This is a genomic window from Ramlibacter algicola (assembly GCF_016641735.1).
Lineage (GTDB): Bacteria > Pseudomonadota > Gammaproteobacteria > Burkholderiales > Burkholderiaceae_C > Ramlibacter > Ramlibacter algicola.
The window spans coordinates 3,000,109-3,025,789 of sequence record NZ_JAEDAO010000001.1; the positions used below are offsets into that span (position 1 = coordinate 3,000,109).

22 protein-coding genes are annotated in these 25,681 nt (G+C 69.8%); 7 read left to right on the forward strand and 15 right to left on the reverse strand.

The features are described 5' to 3' along the window. Window positions 1–84 precede the first annotated feature (84 nt). The gene (locus tag I8E28_RS14615) at window positions 85–1,053 is read right to left on the reverse strand and encodes a Bug family tripartite tricarboxylate transporter substrate binding protein (protein WP_200788773.1); all 969 of its coding nucleotides are present in this window, start codon (window positions 1,051–1,053) and stop codon (window positions 85–87) included. 120 nt (window positions 1,054–1,173) lie between these two features. On the opposite strand from I8E28_RS14615, the gene I8E28_RS14620 reads away from it, so the two are divergent. Then, window positions 1,174–2,124, forward strand: a complete 951-nt coding sequence (locus tag I8E28_RS14620; RefSeq protein WP_200788774.1) for a 2-hydroxyacid dehydrogenase — start codon at window positions 1,174–1,176, stop codon at window positions 2,122–2,124. 124 nt (window positions 2,125–2,248) lie between these two features. Here the strand turns inward: I8E28_RS14620 and gudD are convergent, their stop codons facing one another. The 8 genes from gudD to I8E28_RS14660 all read right to left on the reverse strand — a co-directional run bounded on the left by gudD (window position 2,249) and on the right by I8E28_RS14660 (window position 10,158). Next, window positions 2,249–3,574 carry a glucarate dehydratase gene (gudD, locus tag I8E28_RS14625; protein WP_200788775.1) on the reverse strand — a complete coding sequence of 442 codons (1,326 nt, stop codon included), beginning with the start codon at window positions 3,572–3,574 and terminating at the stop codon, window positions 2,249–2,251. Window positions 3,575–3,728: 154 nt separating this feature from the next. Further along, the gene (gene garD / locus I8E28_RS14630) at window positions 3,729–5,276 is read right to left on the reverse strand and encodes a galactarate dehydratase (RefSeq protein WP_200788776.1); all 1,548 of its coding nucleotides are present in this window, start codon (window positions 5,274–5,276) and stop codon (window positions 3,729–3,731) included. Between the two features lie 90 nt (window positions 5,277–5,366). Then, window positions 5,367–6,326, reverse strand: coding sequence for a Bug family tripartite tricarboxylate transporter substrate binding protein (locus tag I8E28_RS14635; RefSeq protein ID WP_200790414.1), 960 nt, complete (start codon window positions 6,324–6,326; stop codon window positions 5,367–5,369). A 37-nt stretch (window positions 6,327–6,363) separates the two neighbouring features. Then, window positions 6,364–7,275: a 5-dehydro-4-deoxyglucarate dehydratase gene (gene kdgD, locus I8E28_RS14640; RefSeq protein WP_200788777.1), complete on the reverse strand. Its 912-nt coding sequence runs from the start codon at window positions 7,273–7,275 to the stop codon at window positions 6,364–6,366. A gap of 199 nt (window positions 7,276–7,474) precedes the next feature. Next, window positions 7,475–8,194 carry an FCD domain-containing protein gene (locus I8E28_RS14645; protein ID WP_200788778.1) on the reverse strand — a complete coding sequence of 240 codons (720 nt, stop codon included), beginning with the start codon at window positions 8,192–8,194 and terminating at the stop codon, window positions 7,475–7,477. A 62-nt stretch (window positions 8,195–8,256) separates the two neighbouring features. Continuing rightward, on the reverse strand, window positions 8,257–9,159 hold the full coding sequence (locus tag I8E28_RS14650; RefSeq protein WP_200788779.1) for a crotonase/enoyl-CoA hydratase family protein: 903 nt from the start codon (window positions 9,157–9,159) through the stop codon (window positions 8,257–8,259). A 44-nt stretch (window positions 9,160–9,203) separates the two neighbouring features. Beyond that, a complete protein-coding gene (locus tag I8E28_RS14655) occupies window positions 9,204–9,587 on the reverse strand; it encodes a carboxymuconolactone decarboxylase family protein (RefSeq protein ID WP_200788780.1) in 384 nt (127 codons plus the stop codon). A gap of 88 nt (window positions 9,588–9,675) precedes the next feature. Continuing rightward, on the reverse strand, window positions 9,676–10,158 hold the full coding sequence (locus tag I8E28_RS14660; RefSeq protein WP_200788783.1) for a VOC family protein: 483 nt from the start codon (window positions 10,156–10,158) through the stop codon (window positions 9,676–9,678). 120 nt (window positions 10,159–10,278) lie between these two features. Here I8E28_RS14660 and I8E28_RS14665 point away from each other — a divergent pair, with 120 nt between their 5' ends. The 3 genes from I8E28_RS14665 to I8E28_RS14675 are packed head-to-tail and all read left to right on the forward strand — an operon-like array spanning window position 10,279 to window position 13,173. Beyond that, window positions 10,279–11,202, forward strand: coding sequence for a ketopantoate reductase family protein (locus I8E28_RS14665; RefSeq protein ID WP_200788785.1), 924 nt, complete (start codon window positions 10,279–10,281; stop codon window positions 11,200–11,202). Continuing rightward, a complete protein-coding gene (locus I8E28_RS14670) occupies window positions 11,195–12,301 on the forward strand; it encodes an enolase C-terminal domain-like protein (RefSeq protein ID WP_338050789.1) in 1,107 nt (368 codons plus the stop codon). Before I8E28_RS14665 ends, I8E28_RS14670 begins: the two co-directional genes overlap by 8 nt. Before the next feature lie 56 nt (window positions 12,302–12,357). After that, entirely contained in the window at window positions 12,358–13,173 is an 816-nt protein-coding gene (locus I8E28_RS14675) for a class I SAM-dependent methyltransferase (RefSeq protein WP_200788788.1), read from the forward strand. Window positions 13,174–13,340: 167 nt separating this feature from the next. Here I8E28_RS14675 and I8E28_RS14680 read toward each other — a convergent pair whose 3' ends face one another. The 3 genes from I8E28_RS14680 to I8E28_RS14690 form a co-directional block, all read right to left on the reverse strand. Continuing rightward, window positions 13,341–14,903 carry a cation:proton antiporter gene (locus I8E28_RS14680; RefSeq protein WP_200788790.1) on the reverse strand — a complete coding sequence of 521 codons (1,563 nt, stop codon included), beginning with the start codon at window positions 14,901–14,903 and terminating at the stop codon, window positions 13,341–13,343. A 245-nt stretch (window positions 14,904–15,148) separates the two neighbouring features. Continuing rightward, window positions 15,149–15,475 (reverse strand): AzlD domain-containing protein, encoded by a 327-nt coding sequence (locus tag I8E28_RS14685; RefSeq protein ID WP_200788791.1) that lies wholly within the window; start codon window positions 15,473–15,475, stop codon window positions 15,149–15,151. Next, complete coding sequence (locus I8E28_RS14690) at window positions 15,472–16,221, reverse strand: AzlC family ABC transporter permease (protein WP_338050790.1); 750 nt, start codon at window positions 16,219–16,221, stop codon at window positions 15,472–15,474. The genes I8E28_RS14685 and I8E28_RS14690 overlap by 4 nt, the downstream gene beginning before the upstream one ends. An 89-nt stretch (window positions 16,222–16,310) precedes the next feature. On the opposite strand from I8E28_RS14690, the gene nth reads away from it, so the two are divergent. The 3 genes from nth to crcB all read left to right on the forward strand — a co-directional run bounded on the left by nth (window position 16,311) and on the right by crcB (window position 17,769). Then, complete coding sequence (gene nth / locus I8E28_RS14695; RefSeq protein ID WP_200788793.1) at window positions 16,311–16,955, forward strand: endonuclease III; 645 nt, start codon at window positions 16,311–16,313, stop codon at window positions 16,953–16,955. A 154-nt stretch (window positions 16,956–17,109) separates the two neighbouring features. Next, window positions 17,110–17,379 (forward strand): hypothetical protein, encoded by a 270-nt coding sequence (locus tag I8E28_RS14700; RefSeq protein WP_200788795.1) that lies wholly within the window; start codon window positions 17,110–17,112, stop codon window positions 17,377–17,379. 9 nt (window positions 17,380–17,388) lie between these two features. Further along, window positions 17,389–17,769, forward strand: a complete 381-nt coding sequence (crcB, locus tag I8E28_RS14705) for a fluoride efflux transporter CrcB (RefSeq protein WP_200788796.1) — start codon at window positions 17,389–17,391, stop codon at window positions 17,767–17,769. Here the strand turns inward: crcB and I8E28_RS14710 are convergent, their stop codons facing one another. Genes I8E28_RS14710 through I8E28_RS14720 form a run of 3 tightly spaced genes read right to left on the reverse strand, consistent with a single transcriptional unit; the run spans window position 17,770 to window position 25,681 of the window. After that, complete coding sequence (locus I8E28_RS14710; protein ID WP_200788798.1) at window positions 17,770–19,239, reverse strand: efflux transporter outer membrane subunit; 1,470 nt, start codon at window positions 19,237–19,239, stop codon at window positions 17,770–17,772. Further along, window positions 19,236–22,535 (reverse strand): efflux RND transporter permease subunit, encoded by a 3,300-nt coding sequence (locus I8E28_RS14715; protein ID WP_200788800.1) that lies wholly within the window; start codon window positions 22,533–22,535, stop codon window positions 19,236–19,238. Before I8E28_RS14715 ends, I8E28_RS14710 begins: the two co-directional genes overlap by 4 nt. Continuing rightward, the gene (locus tag I8E28_RS14720; protein WP_200788802.1) at window positions 22,532–25,681 is read right to left on the reverse strand and encodes an efflux RND transporter permease subunit; all 3,150 of its coding nucleotides are present in this window, start codon (window positions 25,679–25,681) and stop codon (window positions 22,532–22,534) included. The genes I8E28_RS14715 and I8E28_RS14720 overlap by 4 nt, the downstream gene beginning before the upstream one ends.

A 25,681-nucleotide genomic window follows, 5' to 3' on the forward strand; every position in this document is an offset into this window, starting at 1 on the left:
TCCCGCGAAGGCGGGAATCCATCGCTTCCATCAGTTCCGTGGACACGGAAGCGATGGGTCCCCGCCTCCGCGGGGACGACGACGTCAGTCGGACGTCAATTTCCGCTCGGTGATGATCTTCTTCCACTTGGCGCGATCGGCATCCGCCATCGCGGCGAACTGCTGCGGCGTGCCGCCCACGGGCTCGATGCCCAGGCGCGCGAGACGGTCCTTCACGTCGGCCTCGAGCAGTGCCTCGTTCAGTGCCTTGTTGATGCGCGCAACCAGGTCGGCCGGAACGCCCTTGGGGCCGTACAGCCCGAACCAGGTGACCACGTCATAGCCCGGCACGGTCTCGCTGATGGTCGGCATGTCGGGGAACAGCGGCGAGCGCTTCAGGCTGCTGATGCCCAGCGCCTTCACGCGGCCTTCCTTCAGGTGCGGCAGCGCGCTGGCGACGTTGTCGAACAGCAGGTCGATCTTGCCGCTGATCAGGTCCGGCATCGCGAGCGCCGTGCCGCGGTACGGGATGTGGACGAGGAACAGCCCGGTCTGCGCCTTGAAGTACTCGCCACTGAGGTGGACGATGGTGCCGTTGCCGCTGCTCGCGTAATTGAGCCTGCCCGGGTTCTTGCGGGCGTACGCGATCCATTCCTTGACCGAGTTGGCCGGCGCGTCCTTGGGCACGATCATCAGGTTGGGCGCGTTGCCCACGTGGGCGATCGGGGTGAAGTCGGCCACCGCGTCGTAAGGCAGCTTGTTCGCCGCGAAGCTGGGGCCGATCGCGTGCGTGCTGGTCGTGGCCAGCAGCAGCGTGTAGCCGTCCGGCGCCGCTTTCGCCGCGAGGTCCGAGCCGATGGTGCCGCCCGCGCCCGGCTTGTTGTCGACGACCACCGTGCCGCCGAGCTTTTCGCCCAGCTTCTGCGACACCGCACGGCCGAAGATGTCGGTGGCGCCGCCCGCGGGGAACGGCACGACCAGGCGGATCGGCTTGTTGGGGAAGTGGGCCTGGCCCCAGGCCGGCGCGGTGGCGGCGGCGGCCGTGGCCAGCAGGAGGGTGCGGCGGGTGGTCATCCGCGGATTATGGTGCGGCGGCGTGGATGGGTTTGCATGCCAACTGCGCACGACAGTCCTGCCCTCCGCTGCAGCAATCGCGCTCGCGGGACGGCCGGATCGATGGCCGACAATGCCCGCATGACCCGCCCCGTCCTGCTGCAAGCCATCGCCCTCCTCCCCGACGTCGACCGGCACCTGGCCGAAACCTACACGGTGCACCAGCTGCCCCCCGCCGGGCCCGCGCGCGAGGCGTTGCTGGCGCAGCACGGCGCGTCGATCGACGGCCTGGTGACGTCGGCGCGGGCCGGCTTCGACCAGGCGCTGCTCGCGCGGCTGCCGAACCTGCGCGTGATCTCCAGCTTCGGCGTCGGCCTGGACACGCTGGACGTGCCCGCCGCCCAGGCGCGCGGCATCCCGGTGGGCTACACGCCCGACGTGCTGACCGACTGCGTGGCCGATCTCGCGTTCGGGCTGCTGCTGTCGATCGGCCGGCGCATTCCCGAAGGCGATCGCTACGTGCGCGCCGGGCAATGGGTGCAGAAGCCGCCGGCGGCGTTCCCGCTCGGGCGGCAGGTGAGCCACGCGAAGCTGGGGATCCTGGGGCTGGGGCGCATCGGGCAGGCGGTGGCCCAGCGTGCGGGCGGGTTCGGGATGCAGGTGCGGTACTCGGGGCGGCGACCGGTCGCCGGGGTGGACTACGGCTTCGAGCCGTCGTTGGTGGCGCTGGCGCGGTGGGCGGACTTTCTCGTGATCGCCACGACCGGTGGACCCGAGACGCGGCACCTCGTGAACGCGCAAGTGCTGGACGCGCTGGGCCCCCAGGGCTTCCTGGTCAACATCGCGCGCGGGACGGTGATCGACGAGCAGGCGCTGCTGCGCGCGCTGCAGGCGAAGTCGATCGGCGGTGCGGCGCTGGACGTGTTCGAGTACGAGCCGCGGGTGCCCGAAGGGTTCTTTGCGCTCGACAACGTCGTGCTGGTGCCGCACATCGCGAGCGCGACGGTGGAGACGCGCAAGGCGATGGGGCAGCGGGTGCTGGACAACCTCAGCGAGTTCTTTGCGGGGCGGGGGTTGGTGAGCGCGGCTTAGCCGCCCCGCCCGTCATTCCGCAGCCAGGCCGTCATTCCCGCGAAGGCGGGAATCCACCGCTTCCGCCTTCATCGATGCACGGAATGGAAGCGTTGGGTCCCCGCCTCCGCGGGGACGGCGGAACTCAGCGCACCAGGCAAGGCCGCTTCGGATCGAACTTCCAGCCCGGCACCAGGAACTGCATCGCGATCGCGTCGTCGCGGGCGCCGAGGCCGTGCTGCTGGTACAGCGCGTTCGCCTTCTCCAGCTCGCCCTCGTCGATCTCGATCCCGAGCCCCGGCTTCTTCGGCACCTGCACGTAGCCGCCTTCGATCCGCAGCGGGTCCTTCGTCAATCGCTGGCCGTCCTGCCAGATCCAGTGGGTGTCGATCGCGGTGACCTTGCCCGGCGCCGCGGCGCCGACGTGGGTGAACATCGCCAGCGAGATGTCGAAGTGGTTGTTCGAATGCGAGCCCCACGTGAGGCCCCAGTCGCGGCAGGTTTGCGCGACGCGCACCGAGCCGGCCATGGTCCAGAAATGCGGATCGGCCAGCGGAATGTCGACCGACTGCAGCGCGAGGGAATGCGCCAGCTGGCGCCAATCGGTGGCGACCATGTTGGTCGCCGTCGGCAGGCCGGTGGCGCGGCGGAACTCCGCCATCACCTCGCGGCCGCTGAAGCCCTCTTCCGCGCCGCACGGGTCCTCGGCGTACGCGACGACGCCCTGCATCTTCTTGCCCAGGCGGATGGCTTCCTTGAGCGGCCAGGCGCCATTGGGGTCCAGCGTGACGCGCGCTTCGGGAAAGCGCTCGTGCAACGCCGTGACGGCATCGACTTCGGCATCGCCCGCAAGCACGCCGCCTTTCAGCTTGAAGTCCTCGAAGCCATACCGCTTCTGCGCCGCGTCGGCCAGCCGCACCACCGCCTCGGGCGTCAGCGCTACCTCGTGCCGCAGGCGCAGCCAGTCGTCCTGCGCGTCCGGCTCGCTGGCGTACGGAAGGTTCGTCTTTTGGCGATCGCCGACGAAGAACAGGTAGCCGAGCATCTGCACCGCCTCGCGCTGCATGCCTTCGCCCAGCAGCGCCGCGACGGGCAGGCCCATGAACTGGCCTTGCAGGTCGAGCAGTGCGGACTCCACCGCAGTGACCGCGTGGATGGTGGTGCGCAGGTCGAACGTTTGCAGCCCGCGGCCACCCGAGTCGCGATCCGCAAACTTCGTGCGCATCGCGTTCAGGATCGTCTGCAGGTTGGCGATCGGCTGGCCTTCGACGAGTGGCCGCGCGTCTTCCAGCGTCTGGCGGATCTTCTCGCCGCCGGGCACTTCGCCGAGGCCGGTGTTGCCGGCGCTGTCGGTGACGAGCACCACGTTGCGGGTGAAGAACGGCGCGTGCGCGCCCGAGAGATTGAGCAGCATGCCGTCGCGGCCGGCGACGGGGACGACGCGCATGTGCTTGATGGTGGGAGAGGTCATGGTTTTTTTGTCATTCCCGCGAGTTCAGGCATTGCCCCCGCGAAGGCGGGGGCTGGATTCCACCGCTTCCGCGTTTGAAGGTGTCGAATGGGAAGCGATGGATCCCCGCCTCCGCGGGGATGACGGGCCAGTGGGGTCCGCGTCCACTCGCGACTCATGTGATCGGCGCCGGATTGAACAGCACCAGCGAGTTGTGCAGCTTCCAGCGCTCGGCCCAGGTGCGGCGGCGGCCGCTGGCGACGTCCAGCATCAGGCGGAACAGTTCCCAGCCCATCTCCTCCACGGTCGCTTCGCCATCGGCGACGGCGCCTGCGTTGAGGTCGATCAGGTCGTGCCAGCGGCGCGCGAGGTCGGTGCGCGTGCCCACCTTGATCACCGGCGCTTCGGCCAGGCCGTACGGCGTGCCGCGGCCAGTGGTGAACACGTGCAGGTTCATGCCGGCGGCCAGCTGCAGCGTGCCGCAGATGAAATCGCTGGCGGGCGTGGCGGCGTAGAACAGGCCCTTGTGGCCGTCGGGTAGCTTCTCGCCGGGCGCGAGCACGCCGGAGATCGGCACCGAGCCCGACTTGATGATCGAGCCCATCGCCTTCTCGACGATGTTGGACAGGCCACCGGCCTTGTTGCCGGGGGTTGTGTTCGCGCTGCGGTCGACGTCGCCGCGCTGCAGGTACTCGTCGTACCACGCCATCTCGCGCGTGATCGCCTGCGCGACCTCGGGCGTGACGGCGCGGGCCGTCAACTGCTCGACCGCGTCGCGCACCTCGGTCGTCTCGGAGAACATGACCGTCGCCCCGGCACGCACCAGCAGGTCGGTGCAGTGGCCGACGGCTGGATTGGCCGTCACGCCGCTGAACGCGTCGCTGCCGCCGCACTGCACGCCGACCACCAGTTCGCTGGCGGGCAAGGTCTGGCGCTGGCGCGCGTTCAGGCGCTCGAGGTGCGGGATCGCCTGCCGCACGACCGAGTCGACCATGGACATGAAGCCCACGTGCTGCTCGTCCTGCAGGCGCACGATGTCCAGGCCCTCGGGGCCGATCGGGATCGAGCCGGGCGGCAAGAGCCGTTCGGGCTGCAGCTTCTCGCAGCCCAGGCTGACGACGAGCATCTCGCCGCCGAAATTGGGGTTCTGGGCGATGTGGCGCAGCGTGCGGATCGGGATCTCGGCATCGACGGCATCGATCGCCACGCCGCAGCCGTAGCTGTGCTCCAGCGGCACGACGCCGTCCACGTTGGGATAGCGGTGCAGCAGCTCCGAGCGGATGCGCTCGGCCGCCACGCGCGCGACGCCGGCGACGCACTGCACGGTCTGCGTGATGGCCAGCAGGTTGCGCGTGCCGACGCTGCCGTCGGCGTTGCGGTAGCCCTCGAAGGTGTAGCCCTCGAGCGGCTCCAGCGCCTGGGCGCCGCGCGTGGCCATCGGCAAGTCGTGCAGCTCGCGCGCCGGCGGCATCTTCAGCAGCCGCTCGTGCACCCAGCTGCCCGCGGGAATGTCCTTGACGGCATAGCCGATGGTCACGTCGTAGCGGCGCACAGCGCCACCGGACGGAATGTCGACCAGCGCGACCTTGTGCCCCTGCGGCACGCGATCGCGCACCACGAGGCCATCGTCGAACTTCGCACCCGGCCCCAACCCGCCATCGTTCGCGACGATCGCGACGTTGTCGGCGGGGTGCATCTGGATGCGGTGGGGCTTGGAGGTCATGGTCACAAAGGGATTGTCATTCCGGCGACCGCCGGAATCCATGCTGGTCCGGGCATGGATTGCGGGTCAAGCCCGCAATGACAAGCTTCTTCAATCAGCAGTGATCTTGCGCGTTTCGATCAGGTTCTTCCAGCGCGCGAACTCGGCGGCCTGGAACTTCGCGAAGTGCTCGGGCGTGTCGGCCACGATCTCGAAGCCCTGCGCCACGAGCTTGTCCTTGACGGCCGGGTCGTTCAGGATCGACGCGATCGCGTCACGCACCTTGGTCTTGACCTCCGCGGGCAGGCCCTTGGGGCCGGCGACGGCTTGCCAGGACTGCACTTCGGCGCCCTTGACGCCCTGCTCGGCCAGCGTGGGCAGATCGGGCAGCAACGTGTTGCGCTTCTCGCTCGCGACGCCCAGCGCACGCACCTTGCCCGCCTTGATGTGGCTGATGATGCTGTTGATGTTCACGAACGCGGCATCGACTTGCGCGCCCAGCAGGTCGTTGATGGCGGGGCCGCCGCCCTTGTAGGGGATGTGCACGCCGGAAGTGTCGGTCTGCTGCCAGAACAGTTCGGCCGACAGGTGGTCGGACGAGCCGGCGCCCGACGAGGCGAAGCTGATCTTGCCCGGCGTCTTCTTCAGGCCGGCAATCAGCTCGGCGACGTTCTTGTACGGCGAACTGGCGGGCACCACGAGCACGTTGGGCGCCTGCACGGCGACCGTGATCGGGTCCAGGTCCTTCAGCGCGTCGTACTGCACGGCCTTGATCAGGTGCGGCGCGATCACGAACGGGCCGAGCGACGACACGAACAGCGTGTAGCCGTCCGGGGCGGCGCGCTTGACGAACGCGGCGCCGATGGTGCCGGTGGCACCCGGCTTGTTGTCCACCACCCAGGTGCCGCCCAGCTTCTTGGGCAGCTCTTGCGCGATCACGCGCGCGATGGCGTCGGTGGAGCCACCGGGGGGGAACGGCACGACCAGCGTCACCGGCTTCTCGGGATACGCGGCCATCGCGCTGGTGGCGGCCGCGGCAGCCAGCGCGAGGCCGGCGAGCGTCTTCTTCAACATGGGGCTTGTCTCCTTGTGGTTGGATGGGATGGCGTCACTGCGGGCCGAGCTTGCGGATCAGCGCCGCGAGTTCCTCGACTTCCTGCGGCTTGAGGTCCGAGATCGGCGGGCGCACCGGGCCGGCGGTCTTGCCGACGATGGTGGCGCCGGCCTTCACGATCGAGACCGCGTAGCCCTCGCCCTTGTTGCGGATCGCGAGGTAGGGCAGGAAGAACTCGTCGAGCAGGCGGCCGGTGGTGACCGTGTCGCCGCTCCAGTACGCGTTGTAGAACTCCAGCGCGGTGCGCGGGACGAAGTTGAACACCGCCGACGAATACGTGGGTACGCCGAGCGCCTTGTACGCGTTGGCATAGACCTCGTGCGTCGGCATGCCGCCGATGTAGACGAAGCGGTCGCCCAGCTTCTGGCGGATGGAGACGATGCGTTCGATGTCGCCAAGGCCGTCCTTGAAGCCGATGAGGTTCGGGCAGCGCTCGGCCAGGCGGGCCAGCGAGTCCGCGGTGAGCTTCGTCGCGCCGCGGTTGTAGACGATGACGCCGATCTTCACGCTCTTGCATACCGCCTCGACGTGGCGCACCAGGCCGTCCTGCGACGCTTCGGTCAGGTAATGCGGCAGCAGCAACACGCCCTGCGCGCCGTTGCGCTCGGCTTCCTGCGCGTACTTGATGGCCAGCGTGGTGCCGCCACCGGCGCCGCCGACGATCGGCACGCGGCCCTTGCAGGTCTCGGCGGCCGTCTTGATCACCTGCGCGTATTCCTGCGGCTCCAGCGAGAAGAACTCGCCCGTGCCGCCGGCCGCGAACAGGACCGTTGCGCCATAGGGCATCAGCCACTCGAGGCGCTCGGTGTAGCCCCTCGGATTGAAGCGAAGGTCGGCGTTGAAGTCGGTCAGGGGAAAGGACAGCAGGCCACTGGAGAGGGCCGTCTTGAGGTCGTGGGGCGTCATCGCGGAGTCGGCGTTAGAGATAAGACATCGTACAACATGGAGAGCAGATGGGCTGCGGTTTTTCTTGTCACCCCGGCATGGATACCGGCGTTCGCCGGAATGACAACTTGGGGTTGTCATTGCGGGCTCGACCGCAATCCACACGAAGGGGCAACGCCCCGCATGGATCCCGGCTTCGCCGGATGACAAAGTACCCCGCCTAGCGCTTCGCAGCCGCCGCCAGTCTCTGCCTTCTCTCCTTGCTGTTCGCCAGGTGCGTGCGCATCGCCGCGCGCGCGCCGTCGGCGTCCTGGCGCTCGATGGCGGCCAGGATGGATTCGTGTTCGATGTTCACCCGCTGCAGGTACTCGAGCCGCTCGGGCGTCGCGGGCTGCGAGGCTTCGAGCCGCGCGCGCGGGATCATGGTGCCGCCCAGCGTCGCCATCAGGTCGGCGAAGCGGGCGTTCTGGGTCGCACGCGCGATCTCCAGGTGGAACTGGTAGTCGGGCCCGACGGCGTCGCGCCCGTCGGCCAGCGCCTTGCTGAAGGCGTCCAGCGCGGTGCGCAGCGCCTTCAGGTTGGCCGTCGTGCGGCGCTGGGCTGCCAGCGCAGCGCATTCGGTCTCGACGCCGATGCGCAGTTCGAGCACCGCGATCACGTCCCTGAGCGTGGCGACCTGGTTGGGCGCGATGCGGAACGACCCCGCGTCGCCATGCCCGATCACGAAGGTGCCCACGCCATGCCGCGTCTCGACCATGCCGGCCGCCGACAGGCGCGAGATCGCCTCGCGCACGACGGTCCGGCTGACGCCGAACTCCTCCATGATCTCGCCCTCGGTCGGCAGCTTGCTCCCCGCGGCGAGCCGCCCGTCGCGGATGCGGTCGCCCAGCGCCTGGACCAGGTCGGCAGTGAGGGAGCGGCGGGCAAGAACGGCGGTCACGGGCGGATTATGTCGTACGACGTCTTATTTCCCACCGCGTTGGAGACAAGCCGGCGATGAAGTCAAGGCGCTCGCTTGGCATCCATGTCGCGCACCAGCGCCCTCGCCTCGTCGCCTTCGGGGATCGGCTGGCCGCTGTCGCGCCACTGGACGGCGGCCTTGAAGCCTTCTGTCTGCGCATAACGGCGGAACCACATCCCCTCCGGGTTGTGGCGGGTGATGCCGTCGAACACCGTCGCGAGCTGCTGCGTCTGCTCCAGGCCCATGGTGAGCATCACGTTGTTGACGACCATCTTGTGCATCGCGAGATGGCCGCGCGGCACGCCGGCGATGCGGTTGGCGAGGCGCAGCGTCGCTTCTTCGAGCTGCCCGGCCGGCACGACCTCGTTCGCCAGCCCCCACGCGAGCGCGGTGCGGCCGTCGATGGTGTCGCCGGTGAACATCAGCTGCTTGGCGCGCGTGGGGCCGACGCGGAAGGTCCACATCGCCGTCGTCGGGCAGCCCCACACGCGGGTGGGCATGTAGCCGATGCGCGCATCCTCGGCCATCACGAGCAGGTCGCAGCACAGCGCGATGTCGCTGCCGCCCGCGGCCGCGTAGCCGTGCACCTTGCAGATCGTCGGCTTGGCGCTGCGCCACAGCGCCATGAAGTCGTCGGTGTTCCGCTTCATGTACGCGTAGTCGACCATCGGGTCCCACGGGAAGCGTTCCTGCTGGCACGGATGGTCGACCTCGCCCTGGCCGAAGTACCCGAGGTCGTAGCCGCCGCAGAAGCCCTTGCCCGCGCCCTCGAGCACGATGACGTGCACCCCGTCGTCGGCGTTCGCCCACTCCACCGCCGCGCGGATCTCGCGCGGCATGTCTTCGTTGATCGCGTTCAACCGATCGGGGCGGTTGAGGACGATGCGCGCGATGCGCGGGTTGGACGCGTCCTTGCGGACCAGGAGGGTCTTGAAATCAGGCATGCGGACCACCTTAGCCCGGAGGCAGGATCACCACTCTACCCGCGTCAGTGCCCATCCTTCCCGTCGATCACTTCGCGCGCGATGCGGAAGCTGTCGATCGCCGCCGGCACGCCGCAGTAGATGGCGGCCTGCAGGAACACTTCCTTGATCTCCTCGCGCGTGACGCCGTTGTTCAACGCGCCGCGCACGTGCAGCTTCAGTTCGTGCGGGCGGTTCAGTGCCGTGAGCATCGCCAGGTTCAACAGGCTGCGCGTCTTGCGGTCCAGGCCCGGGCGGTTCCAGATGTCGTTCCAGCAATATTGCGTGACGAGCACCTGCATGTCGTCGTTGAACGCATCCGCGTTCTTCACCGCGCCGTCGACATACGCCGCGCCCAACACCTCGCGCCGTGTCGCCAGCCCGGCCGCATTCAGCTTCTTCTCGTCCATGTCGTCTCCTGCATTTGCCCAAACATTCCGTGCGCCGCTGCCCAGCACCGGACGCGCTTGCGCGCCAGCGGCGCGACGGCGCCGCGCATCACCCCCGCAGGGCCCGTTCGATCGCCGCCACGTTGATCTTGCGCATCCCCATCATTGCCTCGAACACGCGCTTGGCCGCCGCGCGGTCGGGGGTGGTGATGCCTTCGGTCAGCACGCGCGGGGTGATCTGCCAGTTCAGCCCCCAGCGGTCCTTGCACCAGCCGCAGGCGCTTTCCTGGCCGCCGTTGCCGACGATCGCGTTCCAGTAGCGGTCGGTCTCGGCCTGGTCGTCGGTGGCGACCTGGAACGAGAACGCCTCGTTGTGCCTGAAGGCCGGCCCGCCGTTCAGGCCCAGGCACGGGATGCCCATCACCGTGAACTCGACCGTGATGACGTCGCCTTCCTTGCCCGACGGGTAGTCGCCCGGCGCGCGGTGCACGGCATCGACGCTGCTGTCCGGAAAGGTCTCGGCGTAGAAGCGCGCCGCCTCTTCCGCCGTGCCGTCGTACCAGAGGCACACGATGTTCTTCCTGCCTGCCATGGCTCGGCTCCTTGTCTCGTGGGAAATGCGGATGCTAGACCGCTTCCCCCGCATGTGGCACCGGGTTTGGCCCACCCGCTATAACCGCGGCTCATCCCCACACACACGGACGGAGACGGCATGCGGATCGGCATCATGGGCTCGGGCGGCCTCGGCGGTTACTTCGGCGCGCGGCTGGCGCTGGGCGGCGCGGACGTGCATTTCATCGCGCGCGGCAAGCACCTGCAGGCGATGCGCGACCAAGGCCTGCGCATCGACGGCCCGGAGCCGATGCACGTGCAGAAACTGCATGCGACCGACAACCCGGCCGACGTCGGCCCGGTCGACGTCGTGATGCTGGGCGTCAAGCTCTGGGACACCGAGCAGGCCATCGCGCAGATGCGGCCGATGGTCGGGCCGCAGACGGCGATCATCTCGTTCCAGAACGGCGTGCTCAAGGACGACTACCTGCGTGCTGCTTTCCCCGCACAGCAGATCATGGGCGGCGTCGGCTACGTCGCGACGACGATCGAGGCGCCCGGCGTGATCAAGCAGACGGGCCCGATGCAGCGCCTGCTGTTCGGCGAATTCGACCGCTCTCTGTCCGAGCGGGGGAAGGCGTTGCTGGCCGCGTGCAAGGCCGGCGGCATCAATGCCGAGCTGTCGGACAACATCCTGCGCGAGATCTGGCTGAAGTACGTGTTCCTGGTCGGCCTGTCGGGGACCACCACGTCGATGCGCCACACCATCGGCCCGATCCGCTCCAACCCGCAGACCCGCGCCTTCCTGTCCGACGTGATGGCCGAAGTGATCGCGGTCGGCCGCGCGCAGGGCGTCGACCTGCCCGCCGACACGCTGCAGGCGGCATTGCAGCGCGCCGACACGGTGTCGCCCGAGATGACCTCGTCGATGCACCACGACCTGCAGCGCGGCAACAAGCTGGAGGTGCGCTGGCTGTCCGGCGGCGTGGTGCAACTGGGCCAGGCCAAGGGCGTGCCCACGCCGTGCAACCGCGCCATCGCCGACATCCTGGCGCTGCATGCGGAAGGCGGCTCGCGTGGCTGACGCGGTGCGCCACCCGGCGCTGCGGCTGCGGGGTGTCAGCTGCACCGCGGTCGAAGTGCCGCTGCGCTTCGTGCTGGGCACCAGTGCCGCCACGGTGCGCGCCGCGCCGCTGCTGCTGGTCGACGTGCACACCGACGAAGGCGTCACGGGGCACGCGTACATCTTTTGCTACCGCCGCAGCGCCGCGCGCCCGATCGCCGACCTGATCGAAGACGCGGCGTCGATCGTGCACGGCCAGCGCATCGCGCCGGTGGAGTTCGCCGCGACCTTGCAGCGCCGATTCGCCCTCCTCGGCGTCACCGGCATGGCGCGCATGGCGCTGTCGGCGTTCGACATGGCGCTGTGGGACGCGATGGCGATCGCCGCCGGCCTGCCGCTGGCCACGATGCTCGGCGCGCAGCCACGGCCCATCCCTGTCTACAACTCCTGCGGGCTCGGTCTCATGGCGCCCGAAGCCGCAGCGGACGAGGCAGAGCAATTGCTCGAAGGCGGTTTTCGCGCGGTCAAGCTGAGACTTGGATACGCGACGCTCGCGGAGGACCTCGCCGTCACGCGCGCGGTGCGCATGCGCCTGCCCGACGACGTGCAGCTGCTGGTCGACTACAACCAGGCGCTGTCGCGCCGCGAAGCGCTGCTGCGCGGCCGCGCCCTGCAGGACGAAGGCGTGGCGTGGCTGGAGGAGCCGATCCGCCACGACGACCTCGCCGGCAACGCGCAGATCGCGCACGACCTGTCCCTGCCGCTGCAACTGGGCGAGAACTTCGACGGGCCGAAGGACCTGGTGCGCGCGCTCGACGCCAAGGCGTGCGATCTCGTGATGCCGGACGTCGCTCGCATCGGCGGTGTCACCGGCTGGATGCAAGCGGCCGGCATCGCCGAAGCGCACGGCATCCCCATGAGCTCGCACCTGATGCCCGAGCCCAGCGCGCACCTGCTGGCGGCGACGCCCACGCGGCACTTCCTCGAGTACGTCGACTGGACCGACCCGATCCTGCAGGAGCCGGTGCGCGTGGTCGACGGCCACTGGCAGATCCCGGACCAGCCGGGCACCGGACTGGACTGGGACGCGGAGAAGGTCGCGCGCTGCAAGATCGCGTAGCTCGGCTGCACGGCAAGGGCGAGAATCGTTCGCCTTTGCTGCTGCGGGGAGCTCGCATGTCCACCAGCGTCGATACCGCCTTCACCGGCTCGGTGGCCGCGTTCTACGAACGCTACCTGGTGCCGCTCATCTTCGAGCCGTACGCCGTCGATCTCGCGGCGCGCGTGGCGAAAGCGGCGCCTCGAAGCGTGCTCGAGATCGCCGCCGGCACCGGCGTCGTCACGCGACAGCTTGCGGTGATGCTCGAGCCGTCGGCCACCATCGTCGCGACCGACCTCAACCCCGGCATGCTCGAGGAGGCCGCGCGCATCGGTACCGAGCGCCCCGTGACGTGGCGGCAAGCCGATGCGATGCAACTGCCGTTCGAGGCCGGCTCGTTCGAGGCCGTCGTTTGCCAGTTCGGCGCCATGTTCTTTCCCGACAAGGCGAAGGCGTTCGCGCAAGTGCGGCGGGTGCTGCGGCCCGGCGGGCTGTTCGCGTTCAATGTCTGGAGCGCGATCGAAGCGAACGAGTTCGCCGATGCGGTGACGAGTGCGCTGGCCGTGCTGTACCCGCAGGATCCGCCGCGCTTCCTCGCGCGCACTCCGCATGGGCACCACGACACGCCCGGCCTCGCCCGTGATCTCGCGGCGGCGGGTTTCACGGACGCGCCGGTGTTCGAGACGGTCGCCTTCACCAGCCGCGCGGTGTCGCCACGCATCCCTGCGATCGCCTACTGCCAGGGCACACCGCTGCGGGGCGAGATCGAGGCCCTCGACCCGGGTGGGCTGGAACGCGCGACGGACGCGGCCGAAGCCGAACTCGCGCGCCGCTTCGGGAACGGCGAAATCGAAGGCCGCATCGAAGCCGTCGTGGTGACGGTGCGTGCCTGATTCGTTCATTCCCGCGGAGGCGCCCCTCCGTCATTCCCGCGAAGGCGGGAATCCATCGCTTCCATCTTCATCGTGCCCTGGAAGCGGAAGCGGTGGGTCCCCGCCTCCGCGGGGACGACGGGAGTTCGCCCGCGGAGGCGGGAATCCATCGCGTCCATCTTCCGGCCCTACTCCGTCGCGTCCGCGTTCGCGGCGCGCAGCGGCTCCGACACCTCCAGCGAGTCGAGGTCGTTCTCCAGCGTGTGGAAGGCGTCGTCGCCGATCTCGCCGGCGTCGCGCATCACCAGCAGCACGTCGCGCGCCGCACGCAGGGCCGCGCGATGGCGCTCGTCGTGCTCGCGCGCGAATGCCGCGCGCGGCGTGCCTTCGTGGCGGCCCAGCCGCAGCTTGAGGTCCTGGCGCACCCGGTCCACCGCCAGCGACTCGCCCGCCGGCAGTTGAGCGAAGGCAGCCTGCAGCATCCGCTCACGCGCCAGCTGCTCTTCCCGGGCCACGGGATCGCCATCGTGGAAGCGCAGCGCCCGCAGCAAGGCCTTGAGCGTCAGGCCTTGGATCAGCAGCGTGCCCAGCACGACGGAGAACGCCGTCAGCAGGATCAGGTCGCGCGCGGGAAAGTCCGCCGGCAGGGCCAGGGCGGCCGCCAGCGTGACGATGCCGCGCATGCCCGCCCAGGAGATCACCAGGCCGCTGCCGACGGTGGGACGCAGCTTCAGCCGCGACGGCTCGAAGCCGAAGCGCCGGTCGCGCCAGCGCACGACCGCGTTGAAGGCCATGTGCCAGGCCATCCGCACCACGATCACGGTCACCAGCACCGCGCCGGCGACCGACAGGTAGTGCTCGCGCGCCTGCGGCGCCAGGTCCACCAGCACCGGCCGGATCTGCAGGCCGATGAAGATGAAGGCGAAGATGTTCAGCGCGAACACCACGGTGGCCCAGACGGCGTTGGTCGGGATGCGGATGCGGCCGGGCACGCGCGCGGGAGCGAGACGCCCGAGCGTCATCGCGAAGCACACCGTGGTGAGCACGGCCGACAGGCCGGCGTGCTCGGCCAGCACCCACACGCCGAACGCGCTGATGAACTGCAGGATGATCGCCGTCGGGATGTGCTGCACGCGTTCGAGCAGGCGTTCCACGATCCAGCCGAGCACCGGCCCGGCGACCAGGCTGCCCAGCACGCCCAGCAGGAAGGCCGGCGCCACGGCCTGCACGGAGAAGCCGCCTGCAGCAACGGCCCCGACCGCCAGGCGATAGATCATCAGCGCGCTGGCGTCGTTCAGCAGGCTTTCGCCTTCGAGGATGCCCAGGATGCGCTGCGGCGGGTGCAGCGGCCGCAGCACCGCGGTGGCGGCCACCGCGTCGGGTGGCGCGACGATGGCGCCCAGCGTGATCGCCGCGGCCCAGGGCAAGTCCGGCACCAGTGCGTGCGCGACGACCGCCACGGCGGCGGTGGTCAGGCCCACCGCGACCACGACCAGGCTGAAGAGCGGCGCCCAGTTGTCGCGCAGGTCGCGCAGCGAGGCGTCGTAGCCCGCGTCGACCAGGATCGGCGCGACGAAGATCGCCAGCACCAGGTCCGGCGGCAGGTTCAGTTCCGGCGTGCTGGGCACCAGCGCGAGCAACACGCCGCCGAGCGCGAGGAACACCGGATACGGCGCGCCGACCTTCCGCGCGGCCGCCGCCAGCAGCACGGCCGCCACGAAGAGCAACAGGATCTGCACCAGCACGTCCATGGCGGAGTATCTCGCGCCCTTTCTCATTCCGGCGAAAGCCGGGATCCATCCTCGTCACGAACCCTGCCGGGCGCCGAAGCGGAGGCAGAGCGCCAGTCTTGCGCCCTGCCGGAAGAAGGCGCTGGCGAAGCGCGATCCGGCGAGGAGCACCAGGGTTGCACGAGCATGGATTCCGGCTTTCGCCGGAATGACAGACAACGGCGCCGGAATGACAAGACAACGGCGCGGGAATGCCGGTGGTGCGCCTACCACCCCACCCCGAACCGCAGCGCCAGCATCACGCCCGTGCCGCAGACGATGGTGCCGAACAGGCTTTGGCGCCAGGCGTAGTACGCGAGGCCGGCCAGCGCACCGAAGATGCGCGCGTCGTGCCAGGTGGTCAGCGCACCCTGCGTCAGGACCAGTTCGGGTGCGACGACCGCGGACAGCGCCGCGATCGGGGCGTAGCGCAGGCCTTCGCGCAGCCACGCGGGCATGGGCAGGTCGTCCTTCGGGACCAGGAAGAACGCCCGGCACAGCAGCGTGATCAGCGCCATGCCGATGGTGGTGACGAAGATTTCCAACTGGCTCATGCCCTGCCCTTCGGGAACGCCGGCAAGCGATCAGCCAGCGCGCCGATGGCGATGGCGGCGGCAATGGCGACCAGGATGTTCAGCTTCAGCGGCAGCGCGTACGCCGCCACCGCGGCGCAGGCCGCGACCACCGCCGCCACCCAGGTGATCGGGCTGCGCAGTTGCGTGCACGTCAGCGCCAGCAGCGCCATCGTGCCGGCGAAGCCCAGGCCCCACGACGCAGGGATGCCGGCGCCGGCGACGATGCCGGTGATGATCGACGCCTGCCACACGCCGAAGGTGATGAGCGAACTGCCGAGGAAGTACTCCTCATACGGCTGGCCAGGCTCGGGCTTGTCGTAGCGCCGCATGAACAGCGCGAAGTTGGTGTCGCCCATGAGGAAGCTCAGCGCCATGCGCTTGCCGCGCGGCAGGTGCATGAAGAACGGCCGGTAGTGGTAGCTGAAGGCCATGAAGCGCAGGCTCACGCACAGCGTGGTCGCCCAGACCACCCACACGGGCGCGCCGGCCGCGATCAGCGGCAGCGACGCGATCTGCGCCGAGCCCGCGTAGACCGCCAACGACATGAACACCGCCAGCGGCACGCCCATGCCGCTCTTGGCCATCGCGACGCCCGCGACCACGCCCCAGGCGGCGACGCCGAAGGCCATCGGCACGGCTTCGAGAGCTCCCTCGCGCACCAGCGGGCGGCGCAACGTGGCGGCGGCCCGCGCGCGCCAGCCGGCGACGCGCGTGGTCAGGGACACACTGCTTCCTTCACGCGGCGATTGTCGCCCGCGGCCGCCGCTTTCGCTTGCAGGCGCATGACGGTCCCCGCCGCCTACACTCGTGCCCCGTGAAAGATGCCGACGTCGAGCCCTTCTTCGCCACGCTGCAGGCGGCCAATCCCTCCCCCGAGACGGAGCTGGAATACACCAGCGTGTTCGAGCTGCTGGCGGCGGTGCTGCTGTCCGCGCAGGCCACCGACGCGGGCGTGAACAAGGCGACGCGGCGGCTGTTCCCGGTGGCGGGCACGCCGCAGAAGATCCTGGCGCTGGGCGTCGAGGGCCTCGAGGGCTACATCAAGACGATCGGCCTGTACCGCACCAAGGCGCGCAACCTGGTGGAGACCTGCCGGATCCTGGTCGAGAAGCACGACGGCAAGGTGCCCGGCACGCGCGAGGAGCTGGAGGCGCTGCCCGGCGTCGGCCGCAAGACGGCCAACGTGGTGCTGAACGTCGCGTTCGGCGAACCGACCATGGCGGTGGACACGCACATCTTCCGCGTGAGCAACCGCACCGGCCTCGCGCCCGGCAAGGACCCGCTGCAGGTGGAGCTGAAGCTGCTCGAACGCGTGCCGCCCAAGTACCTGCACGACGCCCACCACTGGCTGATCCTGCACGGCCGCTACGTCTGCGTCGCCCGCCTGCCCCAGTGCTGGCGGTGCGCGGTGCGGGCCTATTGCGACTACGAACCGAAAACGCCGCCTCCGGCGGCTTGAAGGCGGACTCCCTGACGCAGGAGTCGCAGAGCAAGCGCAGAAGACGCAGAAGAAAGCAGTTCAATATCGATGCATTCCTTCTGCGACCTCTGCGCTTGCTCTGCGTCCTCTGCGTTCCGGAAGTCCGTTTTCTTCCCCTGCTACATTGGCGCACATGGACGACAACCAACTGCAGGAACAGCTCGCCGAGCATGGCGACAACATCAACGCGCTGAAGGACAACCAGTTCGCGCTGGTGGCCCAGGTGCAGGTGCTGCAGGCGGCGCTCGCCAGCCTGCTGCTGACGCACCCGGACCGGGAAAAGGTCGCGGTGACCTTCGAGCGCTACATGAAGGTCGCCAAGGAAGCGGCTCCCACGCTGGCGACGCGCATGGAAGGCCTCGAGGCCGGCATGCTGTCGCTGATGGGCCGCCACCAGGCCTGACGCGGCGCGATGCTGCCCGTCGCGCTGCTGTGCATCGGGGCCTCGATGGGCGCGCTCGCGCGCTGGGGCCTGTCGCTGTGGCTCAACGCGGGCACGCACTGGCTGCCCATGGGCACGCTGGTCGCCAATCTCGTGGGCGGCTGGCTCATTGGCGTGCTGGTCGCCGTGTTCCAGGCGCACCCGGAGATCGACCCGGCGTGGCGCCTCGCGCTGATCACGGGCTTCCTCGGCGCGCTGACCACCTTCTCCACCTTCTCGATGGAAACCGTGCAGCTGATGCAGGCCGACCGGCCCGCGCACGCGCTCACGCTCGCGGCGCTGCACCTGGCCGGCTCGCTCGTGATGACCTGGTTCGGCCTGCGCCTGGGCGCGTTCCTGCTCGAACGCTGATCAGCGCGCCGCGGGCTGCGCCACCGCGCCTTCGGCCTGCATGCCCTGCCAGCCGCCGCCCAGCGCCTGGATCATCGCCACCGCCGAAGCCTGCCGGCTCGCCTGCAACTGCACCAGCGCGCGGCGCGCATTGGCCGCCGTGTTCTGCGCGTTGATCACTTCCGTGAACGCGACCTGCCCGGCCTGGTAGCGATTGAGCACCTGCTGCTCCACCAGGTCCGCGGCGCGGCTGGCCTCCTCGCGCAAGGCCACCTGGTCGGCCAGCACGCGCGTCGCCGACAACTGGTCCTCGACCTGCTGGAACGCGGCCAGCACCGCCTGCCGGTAGCGCGCCACCGACTGCGCATAACCCGCCTGCGCCCCTTCGACCTGCGCCGCCGTGAGGCCGGCGTTGAACAACGTCTGCGCCGCCGACAGGCCCAGGCTCCACACCAGCGACGACGCGCTGAACAGGTCCGCCACCGCGCTCCCGCCCGACCCGACCGACGCGGTCAGGCGCAGGCTGGGGAAGTACGCCGAGCGCGCGATGCCGATCTGCTCGTTGGCCGAGGCGACGCGCCGCTCCGCCGCCGCGATGTCCGGGCGGCGCTGCAGCAGCCTCGACGGCAGCACGCCGGGGACGTTCGGCACTTGCGGCTTCCACGCGGGCTCGGCGGGGATCGAGAAGCTCGCGGGCGGCTGGCCGACCAGCACTGCGATCGCATGTTCCGCGGACGCACGCTGGCGTTGCAGGTCCAGCAGGTCGGCGCGCGCGTTGGCCAGTTGCGTCTGCGCCTGCAGCAGGTCGGTGCGCGCGGCGATGCCGGCGTTGTAGCGGTTCTGCGTGACGGTCACCGTGCGCTCGTAGCCGGCGACGGTGCGCGCCTGCAGGTCGCGCTGCACGTCGAGCGCGCGCAGGTTGAAGTAGTTGGTGGCGAGTTCGCCCTGCGCCGACAGCCGCGCGGCCGCGAGGTCGGCCAGGCTGGCCTGCTCGCCTGCGCGGGCCTGCGACACGCCGGCCGCGAGGCGGCCCCAGACGTCCGGCTCCCAGCTGCCGCCGATGTCGACCGAGACGCTGTTGCGCGGGCCGCCGCCGCCCACCGACACCGTCGCGCCGCTGGCGGTCGTCGCCGTCGACGCGCCGCGGGCGCCGCTGCGGCTGCCGTCGGCACCGAGCGAGAGGGTCGGGAACAGGCCGGCGCGCTGCTGCGCGACGAGCGCGCGCGCCTGCTGGTACGAGGCGACCGCGGCCGCGACGTTCTGGTTGGACACCTCCACGCGCGCCGCCAGCTGCGACAGCTGCGGGTCCTGGAACAGGTCCCACCACGGGCCGCGCTCGACGTCCTGCGGCTGCGCGGCGACCCAGTCGCCACCGGCTTCCTTGAAGCCGGCGGGCATGTTCTCGATCGGCGGCGCGCCTTCGTAGCGCGGGCCGACGGCGCAACCGGCGAGGGCCAGCGCCGCGGCGAGGGCGATGCAGTGTCGTTTCATGCAGGTTCCGGTTCGTGGTGCCGGGCGAGGAGTTGTTCGTTCGGGCTGCGCCGGCGCAGCTTGTCCATCAGCAGGTAGACCACCGGCGTGGTCAGCAGCGTCACCAGCTGGCTGGCGACCAGGCCGCCGATCACCGCGATGCCCAACGGGCGGCGCAACTCGGCGCCTTCGCCGAAGCCGATGGCCAGCGGCAGTGCACCGAGCGCGGCGGCCAGCGTCGTCATCAGGATCGGGCGGAAGCGCAGCAGGCAGGCTTCGCGCACCGCCTCCAGCGGCGACAGGCCGCGCGACCGCTCGGCGTCGAGCGCGAAGTCGATGATCAGGATCGCGTTCTTCTTCACGATGCCGATCAGCAGGAACACCCCGATCAGCGCCATGATCGAGAAGTCGAGCTTGGCGATCAGCAGCGCGAGCACCGCGCCGACGCCCGCCGAGGGCAGCGTCGACAGCACCGTGATCGGGTGCACCAGGCTCTCGTACAACACGCCCAGCACGATGTAGATCACCACCAGCGCCGCCAGGATCAGCAGCGGCTGCTGCTGGTTGGATTCCTGCGCGGCGCGCGCCGTGCCCTGGAAGCTGCCGCGCACGTTGTTCGGCATCGCGATCGCCGCTTCGGCGGCGCGCACGGCCGCCTGGCTGTCCGCGAGCGTGAAGCCCTCGGCCAGGTTGTAGGAGATCGTGGTCGCCAGCTCCGCGTCCTGGTGGCTCACCGAGGTGGGCGCGGCGCGTTCCTTCAGCGTGGCGATCGCCGCGAGCGGCACCATGACCGTGGTGCTGGTGCTGAGCGCCGTGCCGCTGGACTGGTCGCGCAGGGAGGGATTCACGCCCGAGGACGCGCCGCTGGAAGACGTCGACCCCGCCGTGGCCGCTCCAGTGGCCGTCGAACCCGCGCCCGTGGTGGTCGACGATGCGCCGCTGCTGGTGACCGCCCCCGCGATGCTGGACGCCGCGGCGACGTTCTTCGCCGGCACGTACACGTCGCGCAGCGCCTCGGGACTGCGCGCGTAGCGCTGCGCCACGCCTAGGATCACCTTGTACTGGTTCAGGTCGCCGTAGATCGTGGAGACCTGCCGCTGGCCGAAGAAGTTGTACATCGCGTTGTCGATGTCGCGCGAGCTGATGCCCAGGCGCGCCGCGCTGTCCTTGTCGACTTCGACGTACGTCTCGATGCCGTTGTCCTGCTGGTCGGTGTCGACGTCGATCAGCGCCGGCTGCTGCTTCATCGCCTCGGCCAGCCGCGTCGCCCACTTCTTCAGGTCGGCGACGTTGTCGCTCTTGAGCGTGTACTGGTAGGTCGAGTTGGCCGAGCGCGCGCCCATGCGCAGGTCCTGCACCGGGTTGAGGAACAGGCTGATGCCCGAGACGCTGGCCAGCTGCGGCCGCAGCCGCTGGATGACGGCTTGCGCCCGCTCGTTCGGCGGCCGCTGCGACGCGGGCTTCAGGTTGACGAACACGAAGCCGCCGCCCGCGCGGCTGCCGCCGGTGAAGCCCACCACCGTGTCGACCGCCGGGTCGTTGCGGATGATGTTCACCAGCTGGCGCAGCTTGTCCTGCATCGCCTGGAACGAAATGCTCTGGTCGGCCCGCAGCCCGCCGTTGAACTGGCCGGTGTCCTGCTGCGGGAAGAAGCCCTTGGGAATCTTCACCAGCAGCCAGGCATTGATGCCGATGATGGCCACCAGGATCGCCAGCACGAACCAGCGCGCCTGCAGCGCCCAGTCCAGGCTCAGCGCATACGCGTGCTGCACGCCGGCGAACGCGCGTTCGAGGAAGCGGCCGATGCGGCCGGCCGGCTTGTGGCCGGTCCCCGGCCGCAGCAGCCACGCGCAGAGCATCGGCGTGGTGGTCAGCGAGATGACCAGCGAGATCATCACGGCCGCCGACAGCGTCACCGCGAATTCGCGGAATAGGCGGCCTACCTGGCCGCCCATGAACAGCAGCGGGATGAACACGGCCACCAGCGACAGGCTGATCGACAGCACGGTGAAGCCGACCTCGCGCGCGCCCAGCAGCGCGGCGGCGAAGCGGTCCATGCCCGCTTCCATGTGGCGGGCGGTGTTCTCCAGCACCACGATGGCGTCGTCGACCACGAAGCCGGTGGCCACGGTCAGCGCCATCAGCGACAGGTTGTTCAGCGAGAAGCCCAGCAGGTACATCACGCCGAAGGTGCCCAGCAGCGAGACGACGGTGGCGATGGCCGGGATGAGCGTCGCGCGGGCGCTGCGCAAGAAGGCGCTGACCACCAGCACCACCAGCAGGACCGCGATGGCGAGCGTGATCTCCACCTCGTGCAGCGCGGCGCGGATGGACGTCGTGCGGTCCGACGCGACCTGGATCTTCACGTCCTGCGGCAGCTCCTCTTGCAGCTCGGGCAGCAGCGCGCGCACGCCGTCGACGGTGGTGATGACGTTGGCGCCGGGTTGCAGCGTCACCAGCACGATGACGGCCGGCTCGCCGTTGAACAGGCCCAGCGTGTTGACGTTCTCCACGCTGTCGGTGACCTCGGCGATGTCGTCCAGCCGCACGGCCGAGCCGTTGCGCCACGCGACCACCAGCCCCTTGTAGTCGGCGGCGGTGCGGCCGCCGCCGGCGCTGTTGCGCGTGTAGATCTGCAGCCGCTTGCCCTCGACCTCCACCTGGCCCTTGGGGCGGTTGGCGCTGCTGGACTGGATGGCGGCCCGCACGTCCTCGGCCGAGATGCCGGCGTTGTTCAACGCATAGGGCGACAGTTCGACGCGCACCGCCGGCGCCGCGCCGCCGCCGATCTCGACGTCGCCCACGCCCTGCACCTGCGCGATCTTCTGCTGCACGAGGTTGGACACCTCGTCGTAGATCTGGCCCGGGGTGCGCTTGGGCGACGTGAGCGCCAGGATGATCACCGGTGCCGCCGACGGGTTGGCCTTGCGGTAGGTCGGATTGCTGCGCAGCGTCGACGGCAGGTCGGCGCGCGTCGCGTTGATGGCCGCCTGCACCTCGCGCGCGGCCGCGTCGATGTTGCGATTGAGCTCGAACTGCAGGCTGATGCGCGAGGAGCCCAGCCCGCTGCTGGACGTCATCTCGTTGACGCCCGCGATGGTGCCCAGCCTTCGTTCCAGCGGCGTCGCCACCGCGCTCGCCATGTTCTCCGGGCTGGCGCCGGGGATGCTGGCGCTGACCGAGATGACCGGAAAGTCCACCTGCGGCAGCGGCGCGACCGGCAGCACGAAGAACGCCGCGATGCCCGCCAGCGCGATCCAGATGGTGAGCAGCACCGTCGCGACGGGGCGGCGGACGAAGGGTGCGCTCAAGTTCATGCGCGAACCTCTTCGCTCCCTCTCCCGCTTGCGGGAGAGGGTTGGGGTGAGGGTGTCTTCCGCCACCCCTGCCCCAACCGGTCGAACCACAGGTAGATCACCGGCGTCGTGAACAGCGTCAGCAGCTGGCTCACCACCAGCCCGCCGAAGATCGCGATGCCCAGCGGGCGGCGCAGTTCGGCGCCCTCGCCCCAGCCGAGCATCAGCGGCACGGCGGCGAACAGCGCGGCCAGCGTCGTCATCAGGATCGGGCGGAAGCGCAGCAGCGCGGCCTGGTGGATCGCTTCGCCCGGCGCCTTGCCCTCGTTGCGTTCGGCATCGAGCGCGAAGTCGATCATCATGATCGCGTTCTTCTTCACGATGCCGATCAGCAGGATGATGCCGATGATGCCGATCACGCCCAGGTCGTTGCCGGTGAGCATCAGCATCAGCAGCGCGCCGACGCCCGCCGACGGCAGCGTCGACAGGATCGTCACCGGGTGCACGTAGCTCTCGTACAGCACGCCCAGCACGATGTAGACGCACACCACCGCCGCCAGGATCAGCCACAGCTGGTTGGACAGCGACGCTTCGTACGCGCCCGAGGCCCCGAGGAAGTTCAGCGTCAAAGCGCCCGGGAATCCCATCTCCTTCGCGGTCGCGCGCACCGCGTCCACCGCGGTGCCGAGCGACACGCCGGGCGCCGTGTCGAAGCCGACGGTGGCGGCGGGGTACTGCGCGACGTGCACGACCTGCAGCGGCGCGCGCTGTTCCACCAGCCGGGCGATGGTCGACAGCGGCACCGCGCTGCCCGAGCTGCCGCGCAGCATCACGTTGGACAGCGCCGACGGGCTGGGCACCGCGTCCTGCCGCGCCTCCAGCACCACGCGGTACTGGTTGGTCTCGGTGAAGATGGTCGACACGATGCGCTGGCCGAACGCGCTGTACAGCGCGTCGTCGATCGACGAAGCCGTGATGCCCAGGCGCGCGGCGCTGTCGCGGTCGATGTCGACCAGCATCGCGGCGCCGGTGGCGCCGGCATCGGTGACCGCGTGGCGCACCTGCTTCACGCTGCCCAGCTGCTGCACGAGGCGCTGCGCCCACTCGTTGACCTGGTTCTGGTCCGCGCCCTCGATCGACAACCGGTACTGCGTCGGCCCGGATTCGGCGTCGATCGTGAGGTCCTGCACCGGCTGCACGCGCAACGTCGCGCCCTGCACCTGCTCGCCGGCCTTGCGCACGCGTTCCATGGTGTCCTCGAGCCCGCCGCGCGCGCTGCGCAGGTTCACCAGCAGGCGGCCGGTGTGCAGCATCGTGTTGTTGGCGGCGTCGACGCCGACGATGCTGGACAGGCTGACCACGTCCGGGTCGGCCACCACTTTCTTCGCCACCTCCTGCTGCAGCTGCGCCATGCGGTCGAAGGAGATCGACTGCGACGCCTCCACGCGCACCTGCAGCTGGCCGGTGTTCTGCGTGGGGAACAGCCCCTTGGGGATGACGATGTACAGCAGCGCGGTGACTGCCAGCGTGAGCAACGCGACCAGCAGCGTGGCGCGCTGCCGCGCCAGCACCCAGGTGAGCGCGACGTCGTAGCGGTGGATCAGGCGATCGAAGGCGCGGGTCATCTTCGCGCCCAGGCCGCTGCCGGCCGCTTCGCCGCCCGGGTGGGCCTCGATCCAGCGCGCCGACATCATCGGCACCAGCGTCAGCGACACGACGGCCGAGATCAGGATCGTGACCGCCAGCGTGACCGCGAACTCCCGGAACAGGCGGCCGACCACGTCGCCCATGAACAGCAGCGGGATCAGCACCGCGATCAGCGACACCGTCAGCGAGATGATGGTGAAGCCGATCTCGCCGGCGCCCTTGAGCGCCGCCTCCATCGGCGGCATGCCGTCCTCGATGTGGCGCGAGATGTTCTCGATCATCACGATGGCATCGTCGACGACGAAGCCGGTGGCGATCGTCAGGGCCATCAGCGAGAGGTTGTTCAGGCTGTAGCCCATGAGCAGCATGACGCCGCAGGTGCCGATCAGCGACACCGGCACCGACAGGCTGGCGATGATGGTCGCGCGCGGGCTGTGCAGGAACGCGAAGATCACCAGCACCACCAGCACGACGGACAGCAGCAGTTCCAATTGCACGTGGTGCACGGAAGCGCGGATGCCGCTGGTGCGATCGGACAGGACCTGCACGTTCAGGCCGGCGGGGAGGCTGGCGGTGAGTTCGGGCAGGCGCTGCTTGATGGCGTCGACCGTCTGGATCACGTTGGCGCCGGGCTGGCGCTGCACGTTGACGACGATCGCCGGCTGCAGCTTCCCGCCGTCCGCGTCGTGGACGCCGGCCCATGCACCCAGCCGCACGTTCTCGGCGCTGCTGACCACCTGCGCGACGTCGGCCAGCCGCACCGGCGCGTTGTTGCGGTACGAGACGACCAGCTGCGCGTAGTCCTCGGCCTTGAGCAGCTGGTCGTTCGAGTTGATGCTCCAGGAGCGGGTCGGCCCGTCGATGCTGCCCTTGGCGGCGTTGGCGTTCGCCGCGGTGATGGCGCTGCGCACGTTGTCCAGGCCCAGGCCGTTGGCCGCCAGGGCCCGCGTGTCGACCTGGATGCGCACCGCGGGCCGCTGCCCGCCCGAGAGCGTGACGAGGCCGACGCCGCTGACCTGGCTGATCTTCAGCGCGAGGCGTGTGTTGACGATGTTCTGCACCTCGGTCAGCGGCAGCGTGTCGGAGGTGACGGCGAGCGTCAGCACCGGTGCGTCGGCCGGATTGACCTTCGCGTACACCGGTGGCGCGGGCAGGTCCGCCGGCAGGAGCGAACCGCCGGCGTTGATGGCGGCCTGCACCTGCTGCTCGGCGACGTCGAGTTGCAGGCCGAGGCCGAACTGCAAGGTGACGATCGACACGCCGGCCGCGCTGGTGGAACTCATGCGCGACAGGCCCGGCATCTGGCCGAACTGCCGCTCCAGCGGCGCCGTGACCGTTTGCGCCATCACCTCCGGGCTCGCGCCCGGGTACAGCGTCTGCACCTGGATGGTCGGGTAGTCCACCTGCGGCAGCGCCGATAGCGGCAGGAACCGCAAGCCGACCAGCCCCGCCAGCACGATCGCCAGCATCAGCAGCGACGTGGCGACGGGGCGGAGGATGAAGGGGCGGGAGGGGCTCAA